The 25995-nt window shown below is 42.1% G+C and carries 30 protein-coding genes; 25 read left to right on the top strand and 5 right to left on the bottom strand.

The genetic code is table 11. The features are described from left to right. Positions 1 to 168: 168 nt before the first annotated feature. The 19 genes from ODU50_RS05615 to ODU50_RS05525 all read left to right on the top strand — a co-directional run bounded on the left by ODU50_RS05615 (position 169) and on the right by ODU50_RS05525 (position 15355). A complete protein-coding gene (locus ODU50_RS05615) occupies positions 169 to 852 on the top strand; it encodes a response regulator transcription factor (RefSeq protein ID WP_002936735.1) in 684 nt (227 codons plus the stop codon). After that, the gene (locus tag ODU50_RS05610; RefSeq protein ID WP_053867381.1) at positions 845 to 1837 is read left to right on the top strand and encodes a HAMP domain-containing sensor histidine kinase; all 993 of its coding nucleotides are present in this window, start codon (positions 845 to 847) and stop codon (positions 1835 to 1837) included. The genes ODU50_RS05615 and ODU50_RS05610 overlap by 8 nt, the downstream gene beginning before the upstream one ends. 95 nt (positions 1838 to 1932) lie before the next feature. Then, a complete protein-coding gene (locus tag ODU50_RS05605; RefSeq protein ID WP_105105153.1) occupies positions 1933 to 2691 on the top strand; it encodes an ABC transporter ATP-binding protein in 759 nt (252 codons plus the stop codon). A 1-nt stretch (position 2692) separates the two neighbouring features. Continuing rightward, complete coding sequence (locus ODU50_RS05600; protein WP_105152894.1) at positions 2693 to 4693, top strand: ABC transporter permease; 2001 nt, start codon at positions 2693 to 2695, stop codon at positions 4691 to 4693. Between the two features lie 177 nt (positions 4694 to 4870). After that, on the top strand, positions 4871 to 5188 hold the full coding sequence (locus ODU50_RS05595; protein ID WP_024418782.1) for a PadR family transcriptional regulator: 318 nt from the start codon (positions 4871 to 4873) through the stop codon (positions 5186 to 5188). 1 nt (position 5189) lies between these two features. Next, positions 5190 to 5984 (top strand): hypothetical protein, encoded by a 795-nt coding sequence (locus ODU50_RS05590; protein WP_203181273.1) that lies wholly within the window; start codon positions 5190 to 5192, stop codon positions 5982 to 5984. 1 nt (position 5985) lies between these two features. Beyond that, entirely contained in the window at positions 5986 to 6810 is an 825-nt protein-coding gene (locus tag ODU50_RS05585; RefSeq protein ID WP_238145637.1) for a hypothetical protein, read from the top strand. 84 nt (positions 6811 to 6894) lie between these two features. After that, on the top strand, positions 6895 to 7131 hold the full coding sequence (locus ODU50_RS05580; protein ID WP_004194840.1) for a DUF2829 domain-containing protein: 237 nt from the start codon (positions 6895 to 6897) through the stop codon (positions 7129 to 7131). Next, the gene (locus ODU50_RS05575) at positions 7124 to 7822 is read left to right on the top strand and encodes a 3-oxoacyl-ACP reductase (protein WP_105152892.1); all 699 of its coding nucleotides are present in this window, start codon (positions 7124 to 7126) and stop codon (positions 7820 to 7822) included. The genes ODU50_RS05580 and ODU50_RS05575 overlap by 8 nt, the downstream gene beginning before the upstream one ends. Positions 7823 to 7833: 11 nt before the next feature. Then, positions 7834 to 8391, top strand: coding sequence for a GNAT family N-acetyltransferase (locus ODU50_RS05570; RefSeq protein WP_105152891.1), 558 nt, complete (start codon positions 7834 to 7836; stop codon positions 8389 to 8391). Then, the gene (locus ODU50_RS05565; RefSeq protein ID WP_105152890.1) at positions 8381 to 9649 is read left to right on the top strand and encodes an RtcB family protein; all 1269 of its coding nucleotides are present in this window, start codon (positions 8381 to 8383) and stop codon (positions 9647 to 9649) included. Before ODU50_RS05570 ends, ODU50_RS05565 begins: the two co-directional genes overlap by 11 nt. A gap of 10 nt (positions 9650 to 9659) precedes the next feature. After that, positions 9660 to 10133, top strand: a complete 474-nt coding sequence (locus ODU50_RS05560) for an ASCH domain-containing protein (RefSeq protein WP_105152889.1) — start codon at positions 9660 to 9662, stop codon at positions 10131 to 10133. Positions 10134 to 10198: 65 nt separating this feature from the next. Next, positions 10199 to 10513, top strand: coding sequence for a hypothetical protein (locus ODU50_RS05555; protein WP_105152888.1), 315 nt, complete (start codon positions 10199 to 10201; stop codon positions 10511 to 10513). 305 nt (positions 10514 to 10818) lie between these two features. Continuing rightward, the gene (gene glmU, locus ODU50_RS05550) at positions 10819 to 12201 is read left to right on the top strand and encodes a bifunctional UDP-N-acetylglucosamine diphosphorylase/glucosamine-1-phosphate N-acetyltransferase GlmU (RefSeq protein ID WP_105121633.1); all 1383 of its coding nucleotides are present in this window, start codon (positions 10819 to 10821) and stop codon (positions 12199 to 12201) included. Positions 12202 to 12209: 8 nt separating this feature from the next. Beyond that, a complete protein-coding gene (locus ODU50_RS05545) occupies positions 12210 to 12755 on the top strand; it encodes an NUDIX hydrolase (RefSeq protein WP_105121634.1) in 546 nt (181 codons plus the stop codon). A gap of 10 nt (positions 12756 to 12765) precedes the next feature. After that, positions 12766 to 13086: a cell wall synthase accessory phosphoprotein MacP gene (macP, locus tag ODU50_RS05540; RefSeq protein ID WP_002936700.1), complete on the top strand. Its 321-nt coding sequence runs from the start codon at positions 12766 to 12768 to the stop codon at positions 13084 to 13086. A gap of 8 nt (positions 13087 to 13094) precedes the next feature. Continuing rightward, on the top strand, positions 13095 to 13784 hold the full coding sequence (locus tag ODU50_RS05535; protein ID WP_015647163.1) for a 5'-methylthioadenosine/adenosylhomocysteine nucleosidase: 690 nt from the start codon (positions 13095 to 13097) through the stop codon (positions 13782 to 13784). Positions 13785 to 13982: 198 nt separating this feature from the next. Then, positions 13983 to 14828 carry a pyridoxamine kinase gene (locus tag ODU50_RS05530; protein WP_105153638.1) on the top strand — a complete coding sequence of 282 codons (846 nt, stop codon included), beginning with the start codon at positions 13983 to 13985 and terminating at the stop codon, positions 14826 to 14828. After that, positions 14825 to 15355 (top strand): ECF transporter S component, encoded by a 531-nt coding sequence (locus tag ODU50_RS05525; protein WP_105153639.1) that lies wholly within the window; start codon positions 14825 to 14827, stop codon positions 15353 to 15355. Before ODU50_RS05530 ends, ODU50_RS05525 begins: the two co-directional genes overlap by 4 nt. 518 nt (positions 15356 to 15873) lie before the next feature. Here the strand turns inward: ODU50_RS05525 and ODU50_RS05520 are convergent. Next, the gene (locus tag ODU50_RS05520) at positions 15874 to 16626 is read right to left on the bottom strand and encodes a hypothetical protein (protein ID WP_105153640.1); all 753 of its coding nucleotides are present in this window, start codon (positions 16624 to 16626) and stop codon (positions 15874 to 15876) included. Positions 16627 to 17013: 387 nt separating this feature from the next. On the opposite strand from ODU50_RS05520, the gene ODU50_RS05515 reads away from it, so the two are divergent. The 6 genes from ODU50_RS05515 (at position 17014) to ODU50_RS05490 (ending at position 24060) form a co-directional block, all read left to right on the top strand. Next, positions 17014 to 19590, top strand: a complete 2577-nt coding sequence (locus ODU50_RS05515) for a pneumococcal-type histidine triad protein (RefSeq protein WP_105153641.1) — start codon at positions 17014 to 17016, stop codon at positions 19588 to 19590. A 90-nt stretch (positions 19591 to 19680) separates the two neighbouring features. Continuing rightward, the gene (locus ODU50_RS05510; protein ID WP_002936200.1) at positions 19681 to 20064 is read left to right on the top strand and encodes a PH domain-containing protein; all 384 of its coding nucleotides are present in this window, start codon (positions 19681 to 19683) and stop codon (positions 20062 to 20064) included. A 77-nt stretch (positions 20065 to 20141) separates the two neighbouring features. Next, positions 20142 to 20735 carry a YitT family protein gene (locus ODU50_RS05505; protein WP_398581352.1) on the top strand — a complete coding sequence of 198 codons (594 nt, stop codon included), beginning with the start codon at positions 20142 to 20144 and terminating at the stop codon, positions 20733 to 20735. Between the two features lie 462 nt (positions 20736 to 21197). After that, entirely contained in the window at positions 21198 to 22778 is a 1581-nt protein-coding gene (locus ODU50_RS05500) for a DEAD/DEAH box helicase (RefSeq protein ID WP_105153642.1), read from the top strand. Between the two features lie 130 nt (positions 22779 to 22908). Further along, on the top strand, positions 22909 to 23316 hold the full coding sequence (locus tag ODU50_RS05495) for a GNAT family N-acetyltransferase (protein WP_105106086.1): 408 nt from the start codon (positions 22909 to 22911) through the stop codon (positions 23314 to 23316). A gap of 132 nt (positions 23317 to 23448) precedes the next feature. Next, positions 23449 to 24060: an FMN-dependent NADH-azoreductase gene (locus ODU50_RS05490; protein ID WP_023370954.1), complete on the top strand. Its 612-nt coding sequence runs from the start codon at positions 23449 to 23451 to the stop codon at positions 24058 to 24060. A gap of 15 nt (positions 24061 to 24075) precedes the next feature. On the opposite strand, the gene ODU50_RS05485 is transcribed toward ODU50_RS05490, so the two are convergent. From ODU50_RS05485 to ODU50_RS05470, 4 genes are all read right to left on the bottom strand, one after another. Continuing rightward, positions 24076 to 24348 (bottom strand): GIY-YIG nuclease family protein, encoded by a 273-nt coding sequence (locus ODU50_RS05485; protein ID WP_023370952.1) that lies wholly within the window; start codon positions 24346 to 24348, stop codon positions 24076 to 24078. Further along, positions 24338 to 25087, bottom strand: a complete 750-nt coding sequence (locus ODU50_RS05480; protein WP_044752014.1) for a tRNA1(Val) (adenine(37)-N6)-methyltransferase — start codon at positions 25085 to 25087, stop codon at positions 24338 to 24340. The genes ODU50_RS05485 and ODU50_RS05480 overlap by 11 nt, the downstream gene beginning before the upstream one ends. A gap of 79 nt (positions 25088 to 25166) precedes the next feature. Beyond that, positions 25167 to 25418, bottom strand: coding sequence for a hypothetical protein (locus tag ODU50_RS05475; protein ID WP_023370948.1), 252 nt, complete (start codon positions 25416 to 25418; stop codon positions 25167 to 25169). 9 nt (positions 25419 to 25427) lie between these two features. Next, complete coding sequence (locus tag ODU50_RS05470; RefSeq protein WP_029172445.1) at positions 25428 to 25682, bottom strand: hypothetical protein; 255 nt, start codon at positions 25680 to 25682, stop codon at positions 25428 to 25430. Positions 25683 to 25995 lie beyond the last annotated feature (313 nt).

Here is a 25995-nt window from a genome sequence, read left to right as displayed (position 1 = left end):
GCAGTCCTTTCCTTTTTTATCTAGTATAACGAAATATGTGGGGAATGACAAATCTGCACCACTGATGACCTGGTTTTTTAGTCAACTTCTTGTGTAAATGTATAAAAATACTCAAATTTGTTCCAATGTAAGCTATAATAAATGGTAGGGATATGAAAGGAGATAGTTATGCAGAAAATTCTTCTTATCGAGGACGATAAAACGATTAGCCAACTAGTTGCTAAAAATTTGATAAACTGGGGTTACCAGGTGCAAGAGGTCAAGGATTTTCAGATGGTTTTGGAACAGATGGAAGAGTTTCAGCCCCATTTGATTTTACTGGATATTGGCCTGCCTTTTTTCAATGGCTATTACTGGTGTCAGGAAATTCGCAAGACATCCCGTGTGCCCATTATGTTTCTGTCTTCCCATGATCAGCCCATGGATATTGTCATGGCGATCAATATGGGGGCGGATGACTATGTGACCAAGCCCTTTGAAATGACAGTTCTCCTGGCCAAAATACAGGGGCTTCTCAGAAGAACCTATGACTTTGTTGGTGAACAAAGTTTACTCTGGTTTGAGGAGATTTCTCTAGACCTAAAGACCATGCAGGTGTCCTATGGACAGGTTGTGGAAGAGCTGACGCGAAATGAATTTCAGATTTTACGGGTGCTTTTTGAACATGGCAAGGAAGTGGTCAGCCGTGAGGAGCTGATGAGAGAACTCTGGAACAGTGATATTTTTGTGGATGACAATACTTTGTCGGTTAACATTGCTCGCCTGCGTAAGAAATTGGCAGAACTGGGTCTGCCAGATGTGATTGCGACCAAGAAAGGAGTAGGCTACGGCCTGGTGTGGACACATGAATAAGGATGATTTTGGCTCATTAGTACCAGGATTTTTGACATCATGGCTTGGTCATCGCTTGATTTTTCTGATAGCCTACGCCATTTTTGCTGTGGCTATTCTGGCTTATAGTAGCCTCTTTGACATCAAAAGAAACTTGGTTTTCTACGCCCTCACCCTGCTCACTATCTGCTGGATTCTCGCCCTCCTCTGGGATTTTGTCAGGGAATTTTCCCGCTTTGGAAAAATCTGGCGTGGTCAGAAAGTGGCTACTGGGACAGCCAGTGAGCGTTTGTTGCAGGAAAAAGTGGAATGGCTAGAAGTTCAGAACAAGAAAATCCTAGAAAAACAGAGACAGGAACAGACAGAATTAGACGACTACTACACCCTCTGGGCCCACCAGATGAAAACGCCTATTGCAGCCAGTCAGCTCTTGGTCAAGGAAGTAGATAGTAGTCCAGTCCGTCACCAACTGGAATCAGAACTCTTCAAGATTGAGCAATACACAGGTCTGGTCTTGAACTATCTCCGTCTACAATCCTTCCATGATGATTTGGTTATCGAATCAGTCAATTTGGATGAACTGGTCAGAAATCTAGTAAGAAAGTATTCCCTCTTTTTCATTCAGGTCAATACCAGCCTGGATCTGGGTCAGCTGGATAGGAGCGTAAAGACAGACAAACGCTGGCTGGGCCTCTTAATAGAGCAAATTTTATCTAATGCCCTCAAGTATTGTCAGGAGGGGACCATTTCGATTGTTTTGGATGGGGATGATTTGGTCATTCGCGATACGGGAATTGGGATTGCAGAGAGTGACTTGGAACGGGTCTTTGAGCGTGGTTTCTCAGGTTTCAATGGCCGCAGAACCCAGCAATCTTCGGGTCTGGGGCTCTATCTCTCACGGAAAATTGCTGCGGAGCTGGGCTATTCCCTAAAGCTAAAATCAAAAGTGGGGCGGGGAACAGAGGTGCGAATCGGTATCAAAGAAGTGGAGTTGATTTTTGATTAATCTTACAAAACTGTCACGTAAATGAAAGTTAAGGCTATGGTAGTTTATCTTGGGACCGTGTAGAATGAAGGTAGAAAAAGAAAAGGAGTCAAGTTATGTCAGTTTTAGATGTTCAACACGTTCAAAAGATATACAGTTCTCTCTTTAAGGCGGGACAGGTTGAGGCTTTGAAGGATATTCATTTTACAGTGGAAAAGGGTGAATATGTCGCTATTATGGGTGAGTCTGGTTCTGGAAAATCCACCTTGCTCAATATTTTGGCAACCCTTGATAAGCCAACGCAGGGCAAGGTCTTGCTTAACGGATTGGATACCCAGTCTATCAAGAGCAAGGAAGCGGCAGCCTTTCGTCGGGAAAAATTGGGCTTTGTCTTCCAAGATTTCAATCTCTTGGATACCCTCTCTGTCAAGGACAATGTGCTCTTGCCTCTGGTTTTGTCTCGCTATCCGATTGATGAGATGAACAAGCGACTCATTCATACGCTCAATAGCCTGGGAATTGCGACCTTGCAAGACAAGATGCCCTACGAGATTTCGGGTGGTCAGCAGCAGCGGGTTGCGGTGGCGCGTGCGATTATCACACGACCTGAAATTCTTTTGGCAGATGAGCCGACTGGAGCCCTCGACTCCAAATCAACGGCAACTCTTCTCGATATTTTTGAAAAAATCAACCAAGAAGGGCAAACCATTTTGATGGTAACCCACTCGACAGTAGCAGCTAGTCGTGCCAAACGGGTTCTCTTCATCAAGGATGGCATCCTCTACAATCAAATCTACCGAGGTGAGAGAACCAGTCAGGAAATGTATCAGTTGATTTCAGATACCTTGACACTTATGGCGAATCGAGGTGAGTAGTATGTTTGGACTAACCGTTCGATTGGCTCTGACCAATCTCAAAAAGAACCGTAGGCTCTATTTTCCCTATGCCCTGATGACCATTTTGTCCACAGCCATTGCCTATATTTTTGCCTCGCTTGCCTTTCATCCTGATTTAGGTCAGGTCAAGGGGGCCAATGGAGTGATTCAAGTGCTGGGCTTCGGTATGATTGTGGTCATGCTGGCCGTTGCCATCATGGTCTTCTATGCCAATAGTTTTGTTATGAAGCAGCGGTCAAAAGAGTTCGGTGTCTATAGCATTCTTGGTCTGGAGAAAAAACATCTCTTCTTGATGACTTTTCTAGAAAATCTGGTCTTTTCAGTCGGTACCATTCTAGCTGGCTTGCTCTTGGGACTGGCTCTAGATAAACTCTTCTATGCGCTCTTGCTGAAAGCCATGCAGATGCCTGTGGTCCTGGCTTCAACCTTCCAGTTGAAAAGTCTAGTCACTGTACTTATCTATCTCTTTGGGATTTTTGCCTTGGTCAGCCTTTTTAATATCGGAAAGCTGGGCTTGACTGACTCTCTCAAACTGGTTCAGGGCAAGAAGCGTGGGGATAAGAAAACTGGCTTCCTATGGCTGCAGACCTTCTTAGCCCTTATCTTATTGGTGGCAGGCTATGCCATTGCCCAACTAGTGACCAGTCCTATGCAGGCTATTCCAAGTTTCTTTGGAGCAACTCTTCTGGTTATCTTTGGGACTTACCTGCTCTTCCACGCAGGTGTTATCAGTCTATTAAACTGGCTAAAGAACCGTCAGACTTATTATTATAAGCCAGATAATTTCATTTCTGTATCCAACTTGATTTTCCGTATGCGGAAAAATGCTCTGGGCCTTGCGACCATTACCATCCTCTCCAGTATGTTCTTGGTGACCATGGTTGGAGGACTCAATATTTACATCGGTGGTAAAGATTATATCACCAACCAGAATCCAAATGATTATTCGATTGATGTTGCCTTGAAATCGACTATTTCAAAAACACAGGTAGAGGAATGGGCTGGTGCTATTGCAGAAAAGGCGGGGATTCCTGTGGAAAGTAAGGTAGTCTATCCCTATCAGCAAGCCTATTTTTCTGAGGTGACAAATCAGCAAGTAAGATTTTTGACGGAAAAAGAGTCATGGATGGATTTTTCTAATCAAGTAGGTGTAGGCTATATTTTGGATAGAGCTACATATGAGAAAATGACTAGTCAAAAACTGGAGTTGGCAGCTGACCAGGTGGCCATTTATAGTAAGGGAGTCCAGTATCAAGCTGGTCAAACCCTCACCTTTGATGAAAAGGAGATGGAAGTTGCTCAAGTCTTACCCCAAAATGTGACCCTGGGGCATCTGCCAGACCATGTGACTTTTTATTTTAGTAAGTATTTAGTTATTGTTGTTCAAGACTTGACCGCTTTTGAAAATCAAGCTGAAAATCGCTATTATATGGGTTTTGAAAGCAGTTTGTCAGAAGAAGAGCAGGTAGATAGCCAGGAAGCCTTCTTATTTGGTAGTTTTGAAAGTGAGCTTTGGGAGTCCAATATATTACCGAATGGAACGAACGCCATCAGTCTCGCCTATCGTGCTTATGCGATGCGTGGTTTCTTCAGTTTTGCAGGTTCACTTTTCTTCATCGGCCTCTTGCTATCGCTCATCTTTTTGATGGCGGTGGTGCTGGTGATTTACTTCAAACAGATTTCAGAAGGCTATGAAGATAGAGATCGCTTCGTCATTATGACTAAGGTTGGTCTGGATGAGGATCAGACGAGACAGTCCATTCGCAAGCAATTACTGACCGTCTTTTTCCTACCTATCCTACTTGCCTTTGTCCATCTTGCCTTTGCCTACAAGATGCTATCGTCCATCCTTTTGTCTATCGGCGTGGTTAATGCAGAGCTTATGTTGCAGGTAACAGCAGGTATCTGTGGTGGTTATCTCTTACTTTACCTAGTGGTCTATGCCATCACAACACGATCTTACAAACAGATTATTTCCTAAACTTGGGGTGACCCAAGTTTTTAATTTTTCCACTATTTTGTTTTACATACTAGTTACCTTGTGTTATACTATAGGTACAAATCTAATAGGTAAAACAAACTAGTGATAGAAGACAAAGAAAATCACTTTTATTGTTATCAGACTAGTCGGTATTACAAACTAAGGAGAGGAGAGCTTATGAAAGAAACACAGATGCTGAAAGGTGTCCTAGATGGCTGTGTTTTGCAGATAATTAGCCAAAAGGAAATCTATGGCTATGAGTTGGTTCAGGAATTGAGGAAGCAGGGTTTTGAAAATATGGTCGGAGGGACGGTCTATCCTCTCCTTCAGAAGTTAGAAAAAAATGACTTGATTTTTAGTCAGAATAAGCCCTCGCCAGATGGACCCGATAGGAAGTATTTTTATCTGACAGACCAAGGAAAGGCTTATCTAGAAGATTTTTGGAGCCAGTGGACGGAATTGGTTCAAAAAGTTCAGCGATTGAAAGGAGAATAAGATGAGCAAACAAATGGAATACCGCAAGCAGATTGAAGTGATTGAAAGCCAGCTGACCAAGGAAAACAAGGAGTATATGGGCCGTATCAATGGCTACATGATGATTGCCTCTGTTTTTTACAGGCAGGAAGAAGCAGTGACTGCCCAGCTCTTGTCCATTTACCAAGATGTTCTTGAAGCCCAAAAAGACGGGCTTTCGGCGGAGGATTTTCTAGGTAAAGACAGCAAGCAGATGGCGGATGACCTACTCAGCTATCTCCCTCCAATTGGTTTTTCTGAAGTCGTCAATCTGAGCGGCCTCATGCTGGTCATCTATCTAGGTAGCCAATGGCTAATGGACTTTGCAGGGACAGGAACAATCTCCCTCAACTGGCTGGACTTGATCTGCGACGCGGTACTTAGCCTCCTCCTCCCAGCAGGGATTTTCCTTATCATTCGCAGTCTGATTTACCAGACCAGCAAAATCAAGGTTTGGGCAAGTTTTCTCTGCATCCCCCTTCTTTTTCTTGTGATTTGCGGACTTCGTCTCTGGGCAATGCCCAAGGAACCTGACCTAGTCTTGACTGGCTGGGGGCTACTAGTACCACTCACCTTGCTCGGTCTCGCTCTGCTATTTTTCCAAAAGGAAAAATTAGTCCGCTATGTCTTTTTACCGACCTATCTCTTCATGATTGTTGGCGGTGTGGTAAATATGGTCATGACCGTTCCAGTTTGGCTCAATCTGATGTTGGTCATTCTTCCAGCTATGGCCTTTTGGATTGGAACTGCGGTTTTGTTGGTGAGAAAGGAGAAGTAAGATGAACAAGCAACAAGAATATTTGAATGCTATTAGTAGCTTACGGGGGAAGTTGACCAAGGAAAACAAGGCCTATATGCGTAAACTTCATGGATATATGATATTGGCTTCGGCCTTTCATGAGCAGGAGGAAAGGGCGACAGAACTATTGCTTTCTATTCACCAAGATGTCTTGGATGCCCAAACAGACGGTCAATCCGCTGAGGAATTTTTAGGAAAAGATAGCAAGCACATGGCGGATGAACTCTTGTCAGACTTGCCGCCTATTCGCTGGTACTATGGTCTGCGGTTAACAGGATTGATTTCCTTGGTCTATATTAGCTGGTTTTTCTTAGGTTTGTTTGGAGTGACTGGTGAAATGGTCCTAGAATGGCGGGGCTTGCTGTGCGATTTGTTTCTGGCACTCATTCTACCCAGCTCTGCTTTTTTCATCCTAAAGAACCTAGTCTATGAACGGTCAAAAATCAAGTCCTATCTGCTGATGGGGACCTGGGGGCTTAGCTTTGTGGGGTTAATTGTCTTGCGTTTTTGGATTAGTCGGCAGTTTTATGAGGGGATTCCCCTGCCCTTGTGGGGCAGTCTTTTGGTGATTCTAGGAATCGTAGCTGGTCTCTTCTACTATCGCAGCAAGTCAGCAATTTTAGATACCTTGATTCCAGCCTCTGTCCTAACGGTTCTCAGCGGCTTTAGTCAGTTGCTGGTCAGCCAGTTTGGCTATGGATCGCAGGACTGGACAGGATGGTTGCCTCTGCTCTTTATGGTTTTTGCCTTTTTCTCAACGCTTGCAGGCACATTTTTCCTATTGAAAAAGGAGAATGTGGGTTAGAAACACGATCAGGCAACTCTTTAGAGTGGTCTGATTTTTTGGTATAATGGTTGAAAGAGAGAAAAGCAACAAAGGAGTAAAACCATGACATTTGAAGAGATTTTACCAGGCTTGAAGGCCAAGAAAAAGTACGTTCGCACAGGCTGGGGCGGAGCGGAGAACTACGTCCAGCTCTTTGACACCATTGAGGTTCACGGGCAAAAGCTGGAGGCGACGCCCTATTTCCTCATCAACGTGACAGGCGAGGGCGAAGGCTTCTCCATGTGGAGCCCGACCCCCTGCGATGTCCTTGCGACCGACTGGGTAGAAGTCCATGACTAAGACAGCCCTCATCACCGGCGTTTCCAGCGGCATTGGACTAGCGCAGGCGGAGATTTTTTTGGAAAATGGCTGGCGTGTCTACGGGATTGATCAGGCCAGCAAGCCTGATTTGGCAGGGGATTTCTACTTTCTACAGCTGGACCTGGCTGGCGATTTAAGCCCAGTCTTTTCCTGGTGCCAGACAGTTGATGTCCTCTGTAACACCGCAGGCATTCTAGACGATTACCGACCCCACCTCGATATTGCGGAGGATGAATTAGCTCATATCTTCGCAGTTAATTTTTTTGCGGTGACCAGACTAACCCGCCCCTATCTGCAACAAATGGTGGACAGACAGTCGGGCATCATTATCAATATGTGCTCCATTGCCTCCAGTCTAGCAGGTGGTGGAGGCTCTGCCTATACTGCCTCCAAGCACGCTTTGGCAGGCTTTACCAAGCAGTTGGCACTGGACTATGCCAAGGACAAGGTCCAGGTCTTCGGCATCGCCCCTGGTGCTGTCCAGACAGGCATGACCCAGAAGGACTTTGAGCCTGGTGGCCTGGCGGACTGGGTGGCAGACCAGACCCCTATCGGACGCTGGACCCAGCCCAGCGAAATCGCAGAGCTGACCTTCATGCTGGCTACTGGCAAACTCGCTTCCATGCAAGGCCAGATTGTCACTATTGACGGTGGCTGGAGTTTGAAGTAGGGGGGAGTATTATGATTCTAGAAACCAATCGTCTGGTGCTCCGCCCTTGGAGTGAAACAGATGCAGCGGACTTATTTTCTCAGGCTAGTCATCCAGATGTGGGTCCCGCAGCGGGTTGGCCAGTTCATCAAAGTCTGGAAGAAAGTCGAGAGATTATCAAGACAGTCCTCAGCCAACCCGAAACCTATGCCCTTGTCCTCAAAGAAACAGGCCAGGTCATTGGCAGTATTGGTCTCATGATTGGCAAGCAGAGTGGTCTTGATTTACCTGATTCAGAAGCCGAACTGGGCTATTGGCTTGGTCAATCGTTTTGGGGACAGGGTCTCATTCCAGAAGCTAGTCAAGTTTTACTGGATTACGGATTTGCCCAGTTGAGTTTAGATAAGATTTGGTGCTGTGCATTTGTAGAAAATAGCAAGTCCCTACGTGTCCAAGAAAAGCTGGGTTTTGTACACCAATACCTCTTGGAAGATGTACATTTCCCGCTCATTGATGAAGTCCGTACCGAAAGAGTGAGTTTATTGACGAGAGAGATATGGTTGGAAAGAGAGGAACATTATGGAAATTAAAGGAAAAAATGGCTTGGCCAAAGTCTTTACAGACAATATTGACCAAGGTGCCGTTGAACAAATTGAGAAAATGTTAGACAATGCGATTACGGAACAAACTCAAGTACGGATTATGCCGGATGTACATTACGGAAAAGGCGCGACAATCGGTACCACGATTCGATTGCCAGAAAATCGGAAGGATTGGAAGATTTGTCCGAATGTTGTGGGCGTTGATATTGGTTGTTCCATGCGGACCGTCAATATTGGAGTCCAGTCGCAGCTAGATTTAAGTGTCTTTGATGAGGCAGTGCATCGTCTAGTTCCTGCTGGTCACCGCGTTCACCAGAAACCCTTACTGCCTCAAGAAGAAATTAATCAGCTCTTAGACGGTTTGACTTTTTCCTTAAGTGCTCAACAAAGAGAACGGATTTCGTGTTCGCTAGGTACCTTGGGTGGAGGAAATCATTTCTATGAACTGGGGTGTGATGATGAGGGAGATTACTGGATTACCGTTCATTCAGGGTCACGTTATCTCGGTGTTTTGGTGGCAATTCATCACCAACAGATTGCAGGTGCAGAAAAAGAGCGGTATAGAACAAGACAATTTGATTTTCTAGTAGATACCTTGAAAAGAACAAATCGTCAATCGGAGATTCAGTCAGTCAAACTGGCTTGGAAGGAGGAAAAAATCACTTCAGAAATACAGGAAATCTTATCAGAATTTCCAGAAGTGTTTGTTCCTGCCAGTCCAGGTTTAGAGTATCTAACAGGGGACTTGTTAGAAGACTACCTTAACGATGTTCACATTGCCCAAGTTTTCTCCAGTCTGAATCGAAAATTGATGTTAGATGCCCTAGTGAAAGAGTTTGATTTTCAGGTGAAGGACGGCTTTGAATCCATGCACAATTATGTTGACATAGAGGCTGGTATTGTTCGGAAAGGTGCAACTTCTGCACAGAAAAATGAACGCCTGATTATTCCTATCAATATGAAAGACGGCTCTATTTTTGCTAAAGGTAAGGGAAATCCAGATTGGAATTTTTCTGCCCCGCATGGTGCAGGTCGCTTGCTTAGTAGAACGCAGGCAAGACAGCAGGTACAATTAGCGGACTTCAAGGAAAGTATGCAGGGGATTTATTCAACCTCTATCGGTGAAGCAACGTTAGACGAGGCTCCAAGTGTTTATAAGCCTTTAGATGAAATCGTTGAGAATATAAAAGACACAGTAACGATTGAAACGATTGTCAAGCCAGTTTACAATTTCAAAGCACACTAGAAAGGACCCCATGACACCTACACAACTCTGGCAAGATTTTCTTGCCATCAATTCCCAAGCAGGTCCTGAGCCGGAGGCCTGGGCCTTTGGGGCGGAAGCTGATCGACTGGCTGACTTGGTGGCCAGGGGCATAAAAACTTCGACCAGCTCTGCTCATGCCCTCTACGCAGTAGAGGGAGAAGAAATCCCAAGAGCTGGTGGCTATGCCATCATTCTGGACGGACAAGGTCAGGCTGTGTGCATTATCCAGACCACCAAGGTCTATGTGACGCCCTTTTCCCAAGTGACGGAAAATCATGCCTATAAGGAGGGCGAGTTCCGTCAGGAAGGTGACTTGTCTGACATAAAAGCGAAAAGTCTGATCCACTGGCGACAGGTCCATGAAGAGCTTTTCACTATCTGGCTGGAAGAAGCAGGCCTGTCCTTCTCAGAAGATATGCTAGTCGTCTGTGAAGAATTTGAATTAGTTTATCCTAAAAACTAGGTTCTTGCTTGTTTATTTTAAGTTGTTTATATTATAATAATATAAAATTAAACAAGGAGGTTCCTATGAATAAGGAACGTGCCATCAATTTATTGGACCAGCTTTCTTCTATTATTGCTGGAAAAGAGGAGGAGATTGGCAAAGAGAAGACAGGGAAGTTGCAGTCGGCCTTGCTTGTTGCCAAGGAAGATGTGGCTAGTAAGGAAGGAGTGGCTTTGGCAAATAGTTTGTCAGGCTTTGTTCAGATGATTTCCAAGGCTAGTCTTCCAGGCGCCAATCTCCGTTTTACAGACCAAGAACGCCCTGTTTGGGAAGAGTTTAAAGCCTTGACAGAGAAAGCAAGAGAAGATGGTCAACGAGGCCTTCATTTAACAATCTAAGGAGCTCAGGCTCCTTTTTATATCCTAGATTGTAGCATCTTTCTTGAACCTGGCATCAAAACAGTTTAGGCTATTCAGTGAAGTGTTTCAACCTAAACCTAGAAAGGTAGAAGCGAGGAAAAGGTTGAGATGTTGGCGGTAGTAGGTTCACATCATTCAGGGACTACAGTTAGCCCAGACTAGATGCTTGGAAGTGAGAGGGATACTTTGCATTTTGTCGAGTTCTATTTTCACTTCTTCCGCTATTTTCCAAAAACATCAAAATTTGCTATAATAGGAGTATATCATTGAAAAGAGAGAAAACTATGAGCAATAACTATGCAATTATCCTAGCGGCGGGTAAGGGAACTCGCATGAAGTCTGACTTGCCAAAGGTCCTACACAAAGTGGCAGGAATTACCATGTTGGAGCATGTCAAACGGGCTGTAGATGCTATGGAACCTGCTAAAACAGTAACCATTGTCGGTCACAAGGCAGAATTGGTGCAGACTGTTCTCGAAGGTCAGTCAGAGTTTGCCCTTCAATCTGAACAGTTGGGGACAGGCCACGCCGTTATGATGGCTGAGCCAGCTCTTGCAGGTTTGGAAGGTCAGACCCTTGTTATCGCAGGAGATACACCGCTGATTACAGGAGAAAGCTTGAAGAACCTCATTAACTTCCATGTCAGCCACAAGAATGTTGCGACTATCTTGACAGCTCAGGCTGATAACCCATTCGGATATGGTCGGATTATTCGCAATGCTGATGGGGAAGTGCAAAAAATTGTTGAACAAAAAGATGCCAACGATTTTGAAAAACAAGTGAAAGAAATCAATACAGGAACCTACTTATTTGATAATAAACGTCTTTTTGAAGCGCTTAAAGATATTAATACGGACAATGCCCAAGGAGAGTACTATCTGACAGATGTTATTTCGATTTTCCGTCAGGCAGGCAAAAAGGTTGGTGCCTATGTATTGCGTGATTTTGATGAAAGTTTGGGTGTAAATGACCGTGTCGCTCTTGCGACTGCAGAAGCTGTTATGCGCAAACGAATCAATGAAAAACATATGGTCAATGGTGTGACATTTATCAACCCAGATGCTACCTATATTGATATTGATGTTGAGATTGGCGCAGAAGCTGTTATCGAAGCTAATGTTGTCTTGAAAGGGCAAACGGTGATTGGTGAACGCACTGTCTTAACCAATGGTACTCGTGTACGCGATGCGAAAATTGCAGCAGATGTTGTCATCAGCAACTCAGACATTGAAGAATCTGTCATTGAAGAAGGTGTGACGGTAGGACCATACGCCCATATTCGTCCAGGCAGTCTCTTGAAAAAAGATGTTCACGTTGGAAACTTTGTGGAAATCAAGGGCTCTACACTTGGTCAAGGAACGAAGTCTGGTCATTTGACCTACCTAGGAAATGCAACGATTGGCGATAATGTTAACGTTGGTGCTGGTACCATCACTGTCAATTACGACGGTAAAAATAAATTTAAAACAACCGTTGGAGATAATGCCTTTGTTGGCTCTAACTCAACCATTATCGCACCAGTAACTATTGGGGACAATGCCTTGTTGGCTGCAGGTTCTGTTATTACAAAAGATATTCCAGAGGATGCCATCGGTATTGGTCGTGGTCGTCAAGAAAACAAAGAAGGTTATGCGACTCGTTTTCCGTTCCATCCAAGTCAAAAATAGGTAATCGTATGAATTTTGAAGAAAAAACCATTGAGCGGACAGAAATTTTTAAAGGGCACATTTTTGATGTAGTAGTAGATGATGTTGCCCTGCCAAATGGTGGAACTGGTAAGCGCGAACTCATTTTCCACAAGGGAGCAGTTTGCGTTTTAGCCGTCACTCCAGAAGGTAAAATGATTTTAGTCAAACAATACCGCAAGGCTATTGAACGTACTATTTATGAAATTCCGGCGGGGAAATTGGAGCTGGGCGAAGAAGATACGCTTGAAGATGCTGCTTTGCGTGAATTAGAAGAAGAAACAGGCTATACTAGTGACAAACTGACCTTGTTGGCAGATTTCTATTCAGCCATCGGTTTCTGTAATGAACGAATTCGCCTTTATTTAGCAGATAACCTTATCAAGGTTGAAAATCCTCGTCCAATGGATGAAGATGAGGTTATCGAATTACATGAGGTAACCTTGGAAGAGGCTTTGAACTTGGTGACTACTGGCGATATTTGTGATGCAAAGACCATCATGGCTATCCAATATTTACAACTCATGAGAAAGTAGGAAACTAGCAATGGGCAAGCCCTTGTTGACGGATGAAATTTTAGAGAAAGTGAAAAAGAAACAGTATTCCGACCAATCTAGCCAGTTTGGACACTATCGTCCAAACCAGGATATATCAATGGATGATGCTCTATTCGATCCATATCTAGAAGAAGATTATCAGGGATATGAAGAGGGACAAACGATCCGAATCCCGGTCAAACCTACTGTAGTAAAAAGTCGCCGTATCGAAACCATCAAGCGAGAAGCTTTCCGCAGTAAGGTAAACAAAATCCTTTTTTGGGTCATCATCTTACTGATAATGTTTATCATTGCAGTATTATTTATTTAGGAGAAGAGATGAAATTTGGAATTATCGCAGCCATGCCTCAGGAATTAAAGATTTTGGTCGAGCATCTACAAGATGCAACTGAAATCGATGTCTTGGGTCGAACTTACTATCAGGGACGAATCGGTCAACATGAAGTCGTTCTTGTTCAGTCTGGTATCGGTAAGGTTATGTCAGCTATGTCCGTGGCTGTTTTGGCAGATCGTTTTTCAGTTGATGTCATTGTTAATACTGGCTCGGCAGGAGCTGTTGCCGAAGGTATTGCCATCGGTGATGTGGTTGTAGCAAATCAATTGGCTTACCACGATGTGGATGTGACGGCTTTCGGCTATGCTTACGGGCAAATGGCCGGGCAGGAATTGTATTATCCGGCAGACCAAGTCTTGTTAGAACAGCTAAGAACCGTTTTAGCAGAGCAGGAAATGATTAGCCATGTGGGTCTGATTGTGACAGGTGACAGTTTTATCGCAGGTCAGGAGAGAATCGCTACAATCAAAACTCATTTTCCAGAAGTCCTTGCCGTAGAGATGGAAGGAGCAGCTATCGCTCAAGCAGCTGTCAATACAGGTAAGCCATTCTTGGTTATCCGTGCCATGAGTGACACAGCTCAGGGAGATGCCAATATCACCTTTGATGAATTTATTATTCAAGCAGGAGAACGTTCTGCCCAGACCTTGATTGCCTTTCTGGAGAAAAATTAAGCAGATTTTGACAACAATACATTGAAAAGGATGACAGTAGCAAAGAGTTGTTACTGTTTTTCTTATGCAGTAATTTGAGCCCGATATTATAAGGTTTCGGCTATCTGTCCCCATACAGTTGTGAATATGTAATGTTGAAAAATGTATGATAATCATTTACAATTTTGTTTATGAAAAATAATTTAGGAGGAAGATTTGATGCAACGATTATTGCTTGCAAATGATTTGCCTGGTGTGGGCAAGGTTGCCCTAGCCACTAGTATACCAATTGCAGCAGCTTGTCAGGTAGAAACAATGCTTTTACCTACAGTTCTTTTATCCTCACACACAGGCGGTTTCCCAGATGTTGTCACTGAAGATATGACTGACTTGAATCAAGCCTATTTTGAACAGTGGAAGAACTTGAATTTGGAGTTGGCAGGCATTTTGTCTGGCTACTGTAGAAATCCTCGGCAGCTAAGTCAGTTGGCTATGTATGCTAAACAAACAGAGACACCATTGATTGTTGATCCGGTCATGGGGGATGGAGGGAAGTTGTATACAGGTTTTACCCCTACCTATGTAGAAGCCATGAAAGCATTGATTCAGTCGGCCAAGCTCATTCTCCCCAATGTAACAGAGGCAGCTTTTTTGACAGGGAGGGATTATTTGGGAGCTTGCTACGATAGGGCGGCTATTGAGGACTTACTGGAAGCTTTAGCAGAGCAGGTGTCTGCAGATATTGTACTGACAGGAATTTCCTTTGATGATAGCCAAATAGGTGTAGCCTATTTTCAGCAGGAAACAGGGGAAATAACTACCTATATGTCTAAAAAATATCCAGCAAATTTCTTTGGAACAGGTGACATTCTATCTACCTTGTTGGCTGTAGCAACCATCCAACAAATCAATCTCCATCAAGCCATCCCTCTAGCTTTAGATTTTATCGACAAGAGTTTAGAGCGTACTCTCGCTTTGGATAGAGACTTGAAATTTGGGATTTCCTTTGAACCTTTTCTAGCAGCATTACAGCAGGCATTTCAAACATTAAAGGAGAAATTATGAAACAGAATCAATTGCGTCAATTAACAGAAATTAGCCTATTTGCAGCCCTTATTTGTGTGGTTGTCTTCTTTATTCGTATTCCTTTTGGGAGTCAATTTGTCCATCTAGGAAATGCTCTGGTGGTAGTAGGAGTACTAATCTTTGGTGCCAAAAAAGGGGCATTGGCAGCCTCACTCGGTCTAGGGATCTTTGATTTACTGTCGGGATATGCTTCCGTTGCTTGGATTACCATTCTAGAATCACTCATTGTCTGTTTTGTCCTCCACTTATTTTATGAGAAATTCCTACAGGCAAACGATAGTCTATCAAATATTATGTTGGTTGGGATAGTTGCAGCCTTCACAAAAATTATCTTGAACCTGTTGAAGTACACAGTGACGGGTAGCTTAGTCGGTGGACTAACGCCATCAGCATCATTTTTAGCTGCTTTGGGTAGGATTTTAGGAACCTATGGCACTGCGATTACGACCATCATTGCTGTACCTATTCTTTATCAGGTATGTAAAAGGTTATATAAGAGAAAGTAATTTATATTAGTGACATTAGTTAAATTCAATATGAAAAAAGGTCAGAAGGACTACACTGTAAGTGACGAAACAAACAGGAGGTTATACTCTTCGAAAATCAAAATTATCCGTTGTCAACTTGCCTTGATGAACTCCAGTTCTATCTTCGGCTTCGTTTCCTAGGCTACTTTTGATTTTCATTGAGTATTAGTACAAGTTCTTTCAAATATCGCCGTAATGTTGTCCTATCTATAGTAGAGACAAAAATAAAAGCACAGACAATTCGGCTGTATTTCATCAAAAATCAGCTTGAATCTATCTGTGTTTTTATTGGCTAGTTCTTATACTCATGTTTGTTGCGTATTTTTTAGAGCTCGTCAATAGAGTGGGTTAGTTTTTCCGGCGATGACTAACATCATTAACTCGTCAAGCACAAAGCCCTCACTAAGATTATACACCTAGTGAGGGCTTCATATTTATTTTCATTATTCTGTGGGTGAGGTCGGAACCATCAGGGATGCCTTTCCCAGCTTTTTTTATTATTTTTCTAAAGTAAATTCTTCATTTCCGTTAATAATGGTGGTATTTCCCTTGCGAGAATAGGAAATAATATCTTTTATGGAAATATCGTATGTAGTCAGTTGTTTGATTGCTGCGTCATTAATTTTTGTAATGGTTACTGTATGGAGGAGCTGATCGACATCTCCCTCGAAAAAGGTAGCAGAGATAGTACCAGTTTCTTGATTGTATGTGGCACCTAGTTCTTTAGCATACTCGTCTTGGTACTTATGAAATTCTTTTTCCGCCTCAGCTTGTGTAGGTAGAAATGATTTCAATTGCTTTTCATAGTCTGCTCCGAGAGCGGTTGTTAAGTATTCTTCTACGGAAATTCCCAGAGAACTTGCTTCTTTTTGTGCTTCCTCTAACATTACCTTATAGGCTTGATCCAAGGTTAATTTTGCGATTTTAGGAATATCAAAGCTTGTTGTAGCGGTGAAGACAGCTTTCTTATCTACGACTGTCATCGTATAAGTTGCATCAATCCACGTTTTATCGATACCTGGAAGTTGATTTTGTAACTCCTTGATACTGGTTTTGACAATGTCTTGTTCAGCTTGGGAATTGCGCCATGTACCGCTAATGTTGCCACTATTATATTTGAATAATGCAAGACAGGCAAAAAATACGATAATAGCGGTAAAGAGTGTGGTAATAATTCTAAGGATGCGATTACGTTTCTTTTTCTGTTTCGCAATGAGTTCTTCGAAAGTTTGAGTAGATGTATTTTCCATATATTCTCCTTTTATTTCCCTATTTTTAATATACTATAGTTTGTTTGCTTTGTCAATGGTCGTAGGGATGGAAACACGCTATCTGTATGAAGAAAAAGGTATGTAACTATTTTCTTGTTGTATGCATTTTTTTTAAAGCTTTTGTAAAACCTTCGCTTTAACAAGGACAATCCCTCATTTCCAAGGCTATTATATTACATTTTTTCTACTAAAAACTGACAGCAGTCGTGAAAATATGGTTTATAAAACAAATTTTTTCATGCGTTTGTCGTGGAATGGAAAATTTATTCACGAACAATCATTGTCAGTTGTTTTTTCTTGCAAAAATCAAAAATAAAATATATACTAGTTAATTGTTAACTGGTTAATAAGTCTAGGAGGACAAAAATGAAAAAGAAAACAACCTTATTTGCCTTGACAGGCATTATCCTATCTTGTCATCTTTTTTTGGCGGGTTGCCAAAAAACAGAGAATACTGCAATAAATCATCAAGATGTTCAAAGTAGCAATGTCTCAAAAGTAGATGAAAATACGATTGTGGTGTCTGAAGTTAAATCTAATGGCTATATGCGTCTATATGGAGAAGAGTCATACTTTTTTGAAGGTCCTATCCCGTATGCGGCACACTTTTTAAAAGATACCCTTCCAGATTCTGATTATAAATTGAATAAAGAAGATATTCAGTATCAGCTAGAGAAAGGTTATATTATAAAAGTAAATGAGCAGTACTTCTACTATCCAAAGGATAAAGATGCTAATGTAATTTCTATTTCTGAAGCTAAGAAACTCACCAAAAATCAAAAGAAACCTACTTCTCAAGCTAAAAAAGGGGTAGCTGGTGTTGATTATCCTACGGATGATGGATTTCTTTTTGAAAATGAAGGTCAAATTCTTTCAAAAACGGATGAGGGACTGGTCTTAGAACATAATGGTCATTCACATTTTATTTTCTATAAGGATTTAAAAGAAAGCAAATGGTCCTATTTGGTACCCAAAGAGTACATTGAGAATAGCCAATCCAGCTCACATTCCAACGCAAAGCAAGCGAAGCTATCACAAACTTTTGATGATGGTTATGTATTTGATCCGAAGGATATAGTGGCTGAAGATGCGAATGGCTATACGGTACGTCATGGAGATCATTATCATTATATTTGGAAATCAAGTTTGCAACACGGACAAGGAAATACTGGGGAGACCATTGGAAAAAAGGGACAGATTACTGTTCTTGATAATCATTCGTTGCATACTCCGACCACAAGAAATAATTTCGTCCCACTCAAGTCTACCACAGAAAAAGGGCATACTTCCACTCAGTCTAATTCAAAAAAAGCTTTCCCAGGTATTGATTATCCAACAAGCGACGGTTTCATTTTTGATGGTAGTGGAGTCCAAGGTCAAACAGCGTTAGGGTTACTCATTGGCCATGGTACGCATACTCATTTAATTCCGTACAGTCATTTGATAGGAAGTCCGTGGGAGTCTTATATTCCTACTCAGTATTTAGAGACTGCTAGAGCAGAATACCATTCGTCAACTTCCACTCAAGTTGATGTAGAAATTCCGTTGTCACCACAAGAAGGTGGGAAACCTAACTCAAGTGTAGAAGAAGAACGAGAAGCTAAAAAGAGCTACCTAGCCGAAAATCTGCATGTTTCAAAAGAAAAAATCAAGGTGATAGAAACAGATGCAGGACCTGCTTTCGTTTACCCTCATGGTGACCATTCTCATACAATCTTGATTGAGAAAATTGAAGTTGGAAAACCGATCGAAGACCCTCACGGTGACCCACATGCTCATGATAAAATTGGAATGGCTACTTTAAAACAATTAGGTTTTGATGATGAGATTATTGAAGATATTTTGCATGCTACGGCTGATACTCCTTTCCCATCTAATGAAACAGATTCCGAGAAGATGAGAGAGTGGTTAAAAACGGTAAAATATCTAAATATTGGTCAGCGAAAAGATCCGCTAAAGAGAGCCGGTCTGGACTTGATGCCAAATGTTGAAGTGTTGGGGATTGGTTTTACACCAATTGATGATGTAAAACCTATCTTGCAATTTAAAAAATTGAAACAATTATGGATGACCAGCACAGGCGTTAAGGATTATCAGTTTTTGAAAGAAATTCCAACATTGGAGGGAATTGACTTATCACAAAATGGTGTTTCTGATTTGGGCTTTTTGGAAGAATTTCCAAACTTAAAAGTAGTTTCTGCTGCAGGAAATGACATTGAAGATATCACTATTCTAGCTAAATTAAAAGCTTTGGAATCCTTAAATTTAGATCATAATAAAGTGACGGATTTATCCCCATTAGCAGATTTGTCACAATTGACAGCTGTTAGTTTAGATAATAATCGTATCACAGATTTATCTGCGCTTCAAAACAAGAAGAAGTTAACCCGTTTGTATATATCACAGAATCCTCAATTGGATATATCAACTCTAAAAACAGAGAATTTAGAAGAACTGACAGCTAATGAAAGTAATGTAAAAGATCTTCAGTTTGTAAAAAATAATCCAAACTTAACTAGTCTTACTCTTAAGAATAATAAGATTACTGAATTACAAGGGATAGAAGAAAATGAAAAATTAGTAAATCTGGATGTAGAGGGTAATCAAATTAAGACTTTGGAAATAGAGGGTAAACAAGAATCGGTTGTTCGATTAAATATTGCAGATAATCAATTGAAGAATCTAGAAGGAGTCAATGATTACAAAGCCTTAGAAGACCTGAATGCTTCAAAAAATGATATTGAAACACTTGCCATCACAGAGCCAAATAAGACTTTGAAAACAATTGATGTGAGTGAAAATCACATTCCGAAGGAAGAATTAAATCTAAATGATAAGAAGATCCCATCTGCGATTGCAGAACATTTTCCGGCAGTTGAAGGTGGCAGTATTGAGAACAATCAACCTAAAGAAGTTGATAAGGAAGCAAAGGTAAGCGAGTAATTCTCATGTTTGGTAAAGACCTAGTGCCTAAGATAGTCAACTAGTAGCTTTTTGTGTTATACTATAGAAAAATACCAAAGGAGCCATATTATGGGACTATTTTCAGGTTTACTAGGTAATGCCTCGCAAATGGATAATGATAAGATTGAACAGGAATTGGAGCATGTTCTACTGGATAATGAACAGGTTGAGATGGCATTTAGTCTGGTTCGTGATTTGATTGTTTTTACAGAATATCGATTGATTTTGGTCGATAAGCAAGGAATGACTGGGAAAAAGGTATCTTATAAATCGATTCCTTACCGCTCGATTTCACGCTTTACGGTAGAAACCTCTGGTCATTTTGACTTAGACGCTGAGCTGAAAATATGGATTTCCTCGGCTGTTGAACCTGCTGAAATTCTTCAGTTTAAGAGCGATAAGAGTGTCATTGCTATTCAAAAAGCTCTGGCTTCAGCTGTCTTAGGAAAATAGGAAAAAAGTACAGAAAGTGGCTATCCGCTTTCTGCTTTTTTTGATATACTAAGGTGGACTGTTTGTGAGGAGAGAATATGATGCAGATGAAATGGAGAGACTGCTTATTGATATGTTTTGGGGCAATCCTATATGCCCTTGTTTTGAATATGCTCATCATTCCACATGAATTTGGCGAAGGTGGGATTACTGGTGTTACCCTGCTTTTGTTTTATATGACAGGGATTGAAACAAGTCTGTCCAGTTTTGTTTTGAATGGGATTTTGATTGTATTAGCCTATCGCTTTTTGAGTAAGTTAACGGTTTTCTATACTTTCTTAGCGGTTGCTACTATGTCCTTAACCATGCATTATACGACTTTTCTGCAAATAAAATGGTTGCCCCTGATTCCCTCTGCTCTCTTGGCGGGATTGGTGACAGGTTTATCAATGGCTCTAGTCATTTATGGAAACGGGTCCACGGCAGGAAGTGATATTATTGCATTGTTGTGTAATAAATATTTCAAATGGAAGATTTCCACCGTTATTCTCATTTTTGATGTATTTGTGGTAACTCCTTTGGCTTTTAAAATTGGGCTTGTAAAAACATTTTGGACATTGGTAATGGTTGTCATTATCAGTAAAAGTTTGGACTGGTTCTTGCAAGCATTGAAAAGGAATAATCATAAATAAAAATACAAGAAAAGTCTAGCTATGCACATATAGCTAGGTTTTTTGTTATAGTCGAATGAATTAACTTTCAGACAAGGAGCAGATACTAGAGTAGGGCAAACCGAAAGTGTCGATGTATCAAAGCTAATTCAAATGACTATAAAAATGATGGACTCCTCATGAAAACGTATTATTGAGTTTTTAAAGGTAAATACTAACTATTATTGTTAGATTGTGTTATACTTGGTAAGTTGCAAATCCAATATCAGTGGTTCGACCCTGATATCTTGTTACAAAAAAAGTTAGATAAGGTAGCTTCGCACTGCCTTGTAAAAGAAAGGAAATGCGTTAGGAAACTAGTTCGGGAAGAGCATTCGAACCCGTGCTAAAAACTTCGTGAAAAAGATAGACTTCCTAGTGTGTTGTCACACTGCGTCAGTCTCCTATTTTCACCTTGTTTTCTTAACGCACTTGGTATCATAATTGAAATTTACTGAATTAAATCTGTCAGAAGACATTTTGCTTGCCGTTGAGAAGGCAGGTTTTGAAACGCCGTCGCCTATCCAGGAGCAGACTATTCCGCTTGCTCTGGAAGGAAAAGATGTGATTGGTCAAGCCCAAACGGGTACAGGGAAAACTGCAGCCTTTGGTCTGCCAACTCTCAACAAAATTGACACCAACAATCAAGCTGTTCAAGCCTTGGTTATTGCCCCAACGCGTGAGTTGGCGGTGCAGAGTCAGGAAGAGCTTTTCAAATTTGGTCGTGAAAAGGGTGTGAAAGTCCGCTCTGTTTACGGTGGATCAAGTATTGAAAAACAAATCAAGGCCCTTCGCTCAGGTGCCCACATCGTTGTTGGTACGCCAGGGCGTTTGTTGGATCTAATCAAACGCAAGGCCCTCAAGCTTGACGGCGTTGAAACCCTCATTCTTGACGAGGCTGATGAAATGCTCAACATGGGCTTCTTGGACGATATTGAAGCTATCATCGAACGTGTTCCTGAAAGTCGCCAGACTCTCCTGTTTTCTGCGACCATGCCAGAGCCAATCAAACGTATTGGTGTTAAGTTCATGAAAGAGCCTGAGCACGTTAAGATTGCGGCTAAGGAATTGACCAATGTGAACGTGGATCAATACTATATCCGTGTCAAAGAACATGAAAAATTTGACACCATGACACGCCTTATGGACGTTGACCAGCCTGAATTGTCTATTGTCTTCGGTCGTACTAAGCGCCGTGTCGATGAATTGACTCGTGGTTTGAAATTGCGTGGCTTCCGTGCAGAAGGTATCCACGGAGATTTGGACCAGAACAAACGTCTACGTGTTATTCGTGACTTTAAAAACGATCAGATTGATGTCCTTGTTGCGACGGACGTTGCAGCGCGTGGATTGGATATTTCAGGTGTAACGCATGTCTATAACTACGATATTCCACAGGACCCAGAAAGCTATGTGCACCGTATTGGTCGTACAGGTCGTGCGGGTCAATCAGGTCAGTCTATTACCTTTGTTTCGCCGAACGAGATGGGCTACTTGGCTATCATCGAAGATTTGACCAAGAAACGTATGAAAGGTCTCAAGCCAGCAACTGCTCAGGAAGCATTCGAAGCTAAGAAGAAAGTTGCTTTGAAAAAGATTGAGCGCGAAATGGCGGATGAAACTATCCGTAGCAATTTCGATAAGTTCAAGAAAGATGCAGTCAAGTTGGCAGCAGAATTTACCCCTGAAGAGTTAGCGCTTTATGTATTGACCTTGACTGTTCAGGATCCAGAAAGCCTGCCAGAGGTAGAAATTGCGCGTGAAAAACCTTTGCCATTCAAGTTTGCACCTGGTCAAGCTAAGGGCAAGGGTGGCCGTGGTGGTCGCGACCGTGATCGTGGTGGCCGTCGTGACGGTGACTGCAACCGAGACCGTGGAGGACGCCGTGGCGATCGCAACGACCGCAACCGTCGTGATGACAAGTTCAAACGTGACAACCGCCGTCAGGACAACAAAAAACCACACCAACGCACATCAAGTGAAAAGAAAACAGGCTTTGTTATCCGCAATAAAGGGGAAAGATAAGCTCAAAACCGCTTCATAATTGGAGCGGTTTTTGTTATACTAGAAGTAGCAAAACAGGAGGAAAGTCCATGGGTGTTTTGACAATGGATAGAGCCTTTGTATTCTAAAAAACAATACAAAGGAGAAGATCATGATTACTTACAAACAACATCCTCAGCTTGATTTTCAAGCTGTCCTTGACCTCTATGCTTCAGTTGGTTGGACAAATTATACTGACCGGCCTGCCATGTTACAGAAGGCTTTGGAACATAGCCTGTTTGTTCTTGCGGCCTTTGACGGTGATTGTCTCGTGGGTCTCTTGCGAGCAGTTGGCGACGGGCATTCAATCGTTTTTATTCAGGACATCTTGGTCCTACCAACCTATCAGCGACAAGGAATTGGGCGTCAGCTTTTGGAGCAGGCCGTTACCCACTTTCCGGGTATTTATCAGCTTCATCTCTTGACGGACAATACTGAGAAAACACGGTCTTTCTATGAGGCAATTGGCTTTACAGCCGTTGATAGCCTGGACTGTGTCGCTTACACCTATTTAAAATAATAAAACAATCTAAAAAAGCAGAGGCTGGGAGACCAGCCTTTTGCTTCGAGCAAATGATTTGAATTTCAAATCAAAAAGAGTAGAATATATTTATCAATAATTAGTAATAACGGATAACAAAGGAGAGAACCAATGGCAAATCTATTAATCGTAAAAGCCCACCCACTTGACGCACAAAAGTCCTACGCCTTGCGGGCTTTGGAAGAGTTTCAAACACGGTACGCCAGTTTGCACCCAGAAGATCGGATTGAAATAGTAGATGTCTTTGAGGACCAAATACCAGCTTTGGATAAGCCCTTGTTAGAGGCTATGGGAGCAGCTAAAAGAGGCGAAGCTATCAGCCCTGAACAAGCAGAGCAGTTGGGCCGCTACAATGCCTTGACCCAACAATTTCTTGCAGCAGATAAGATTGTCGTGGTCAATCCCCTTTGGAACCTCAATGTGCCAAGTCAATTAGTGTCATGGATCAATACCATTAACGTTGCAGGACTGACATTCAAGTATGGACCTGAGGGCTCTATCGGTCTGGTCAAGGGCAAAAAATTGTTGCACATCCAGTCCAATGGTGGTGTTTATGCAGGTCAAGATCCAGCTGCCCAATATATCAAGTCTATCTTTGAGTTTCTTGGATTTGAAGACATTCATCAGGTCTTTATCGAAGGGCAATCTGCCGATCCAAGTCAGGCTCAGGCTATTTTTGAAGAGGCTATGGGGAAAATTGATACAATTTTGGAAGTATTTTAAATAAAAAGCCTCGTACTATTTTGTACGAGGTTTTTTTGTCATTTCTGCGATATAATCTAATTTACTTTGCCGACTGCGTTTCTTAAAGAGTGCCTCAGCGGACATGGCTTCCTGCTTACTAGCAAAGGCTTCTTGATAGAGTAGGCTGACAGGCAAGCGTCCGCGGGTGTACTTGGCCCCTTTCCCACGATTATGGGTAGCAAGCCGCTTCTCCACATCAGTCGTATAGCCAGTATAAAGACTCCCGTCGGCACATTCCAAAACATACAAGTAGGCCTTATTTTCCATAATAAATCTCACGAATGGCAGGAGTATAGTCGCCATTTTCCTCATGAACAACCAGAGGTGGCAGGATGTGCAGCCCATCTACCGAGCCGTCCTTGATCGCCTCAATCAGCAACATATTGGCCTCCTTGCTGGCCTTTGGATAGACAAACTGGATGCGTTTGGGAGCTAGTTTGTAGGTTCTCAGCGTGTCCAAAATATCTAAAAATCGATCGGGCCTGTGGACCATGGCCAAGCGACCATTGGACTTGAGCACCTGTTGGGCCACCTGACAAATGCTGTCTAGGTTGGTCGCAATCTCGTGTCTGGCTAGAAGATAATGCTCGCTTTCATTGAGGTTTGATTGTTCATCCACCTTGAAGTAGGGAGGATTGCAGAGCATCAAATCAACCTTGGAGCGCAGGTCATATTGGGGCAGATTGGCCAAGTCGTCATTGATAACCGAAACCTGCTCCTCCAGACCATTGAGGGCAATGGAACGGCGGTTCATATCCGCCAAGCGTTCTTGTAATTCAACCTGAATAATCTGAGCCTTGGTGCGAGTGGAGGCAAAGAGACCCACCGCCCCATTTCCGCTACAAAGGTCAACAATCAGCCCCTTCTGAGCAGGCATTTTTGGAAACCGCGAAAGAAGAACGCTGTCAATCGAGTAGCTAAAAACCTCTCGATTTTGAATAATCTGAACATCTGTCGAGAAGAGCTGATCGATCCGCTCTCCGTCTAGTAAATCAATTTTTTGCATAGGTATATTATACCATCTTTGAATGAAAATCACTGTATATTTTGAAACAAAAAGAGAGCGAATACCCCGCCCTCAACTCTTAAACAAAAAATTCAATCCAAGCCCCAACTAGCAAGAAGGCGATACAGAGATAGATTTGCCAATTTGCCCTCAACATCCATTCTTTAGACCAAAAGGCACTACGGGCAGTACCGACAGTAGCAAAGAGCAAGAGTGCAAGCCAGAGGCTAGGTCCCTTATTTAGCCACTCCCCGATACTTCCTAGAAACAACAATATCATCAGATAAAAATTCAAACTCCGATAATATTCTTTATTAAATTCCTTAAACATATAAAATCCTCACAATACAAAGAAGGAAATGATTATCCAACTAGCAATCAATCCAATCGTCAGATAAATTTGCCATGTTTTTTTAATCCAGCTACGTGACTTAAAGAAAGCTAGATAACCAGCATAAAGTCCGACTCCAAGCTTGAGAAAATGGATAAACCAAAATGGTCCATGTATAGCAGCAGAAATCACTTGTAGGATACAGGCAAGAGACAAGTAAAATTCCCAGGTCCGATAGAATTCTTTATTGAATTTTTTAGACATAGTAAGCTCCTTTCTATTTACCCAAAATAAATCTCAGATAAACAATCACTACAATCAATCCGATATAGAAGATATAACCTATGCGAGTGAGCTCCTTTTCTTCTTTTAGGAAAAAAGCCCTGAAAATATGAATAGGAATGATTATTAGAATTAGGCTTGTATACCAGAGTGGCCACTGATCAAAGCTATCATTGGCAGTTGGTAACAGAAAACAAATCCAAAACACCATAGAATAAAAATTACTGAAACGGTAGAAGTATTTGTTGAATCTGATTTTCATAATGACCACCTCTTTGTCATTATATCAAATTAA

This window comes from Streptococcus sp. 2020WUSS084 (genome assembly GCF_044427445.1).
In the GTDB taxonomy this organism is placed as follows: domain Bacteria; phylum Bacillota; class Bacilli; order Lactobacillales; family Streptococcaceae; genus Streptococcus; species Streptococcus suis.
This window is presented reverse-complemented; position numbering and strand designations above follow the sequence as displayed.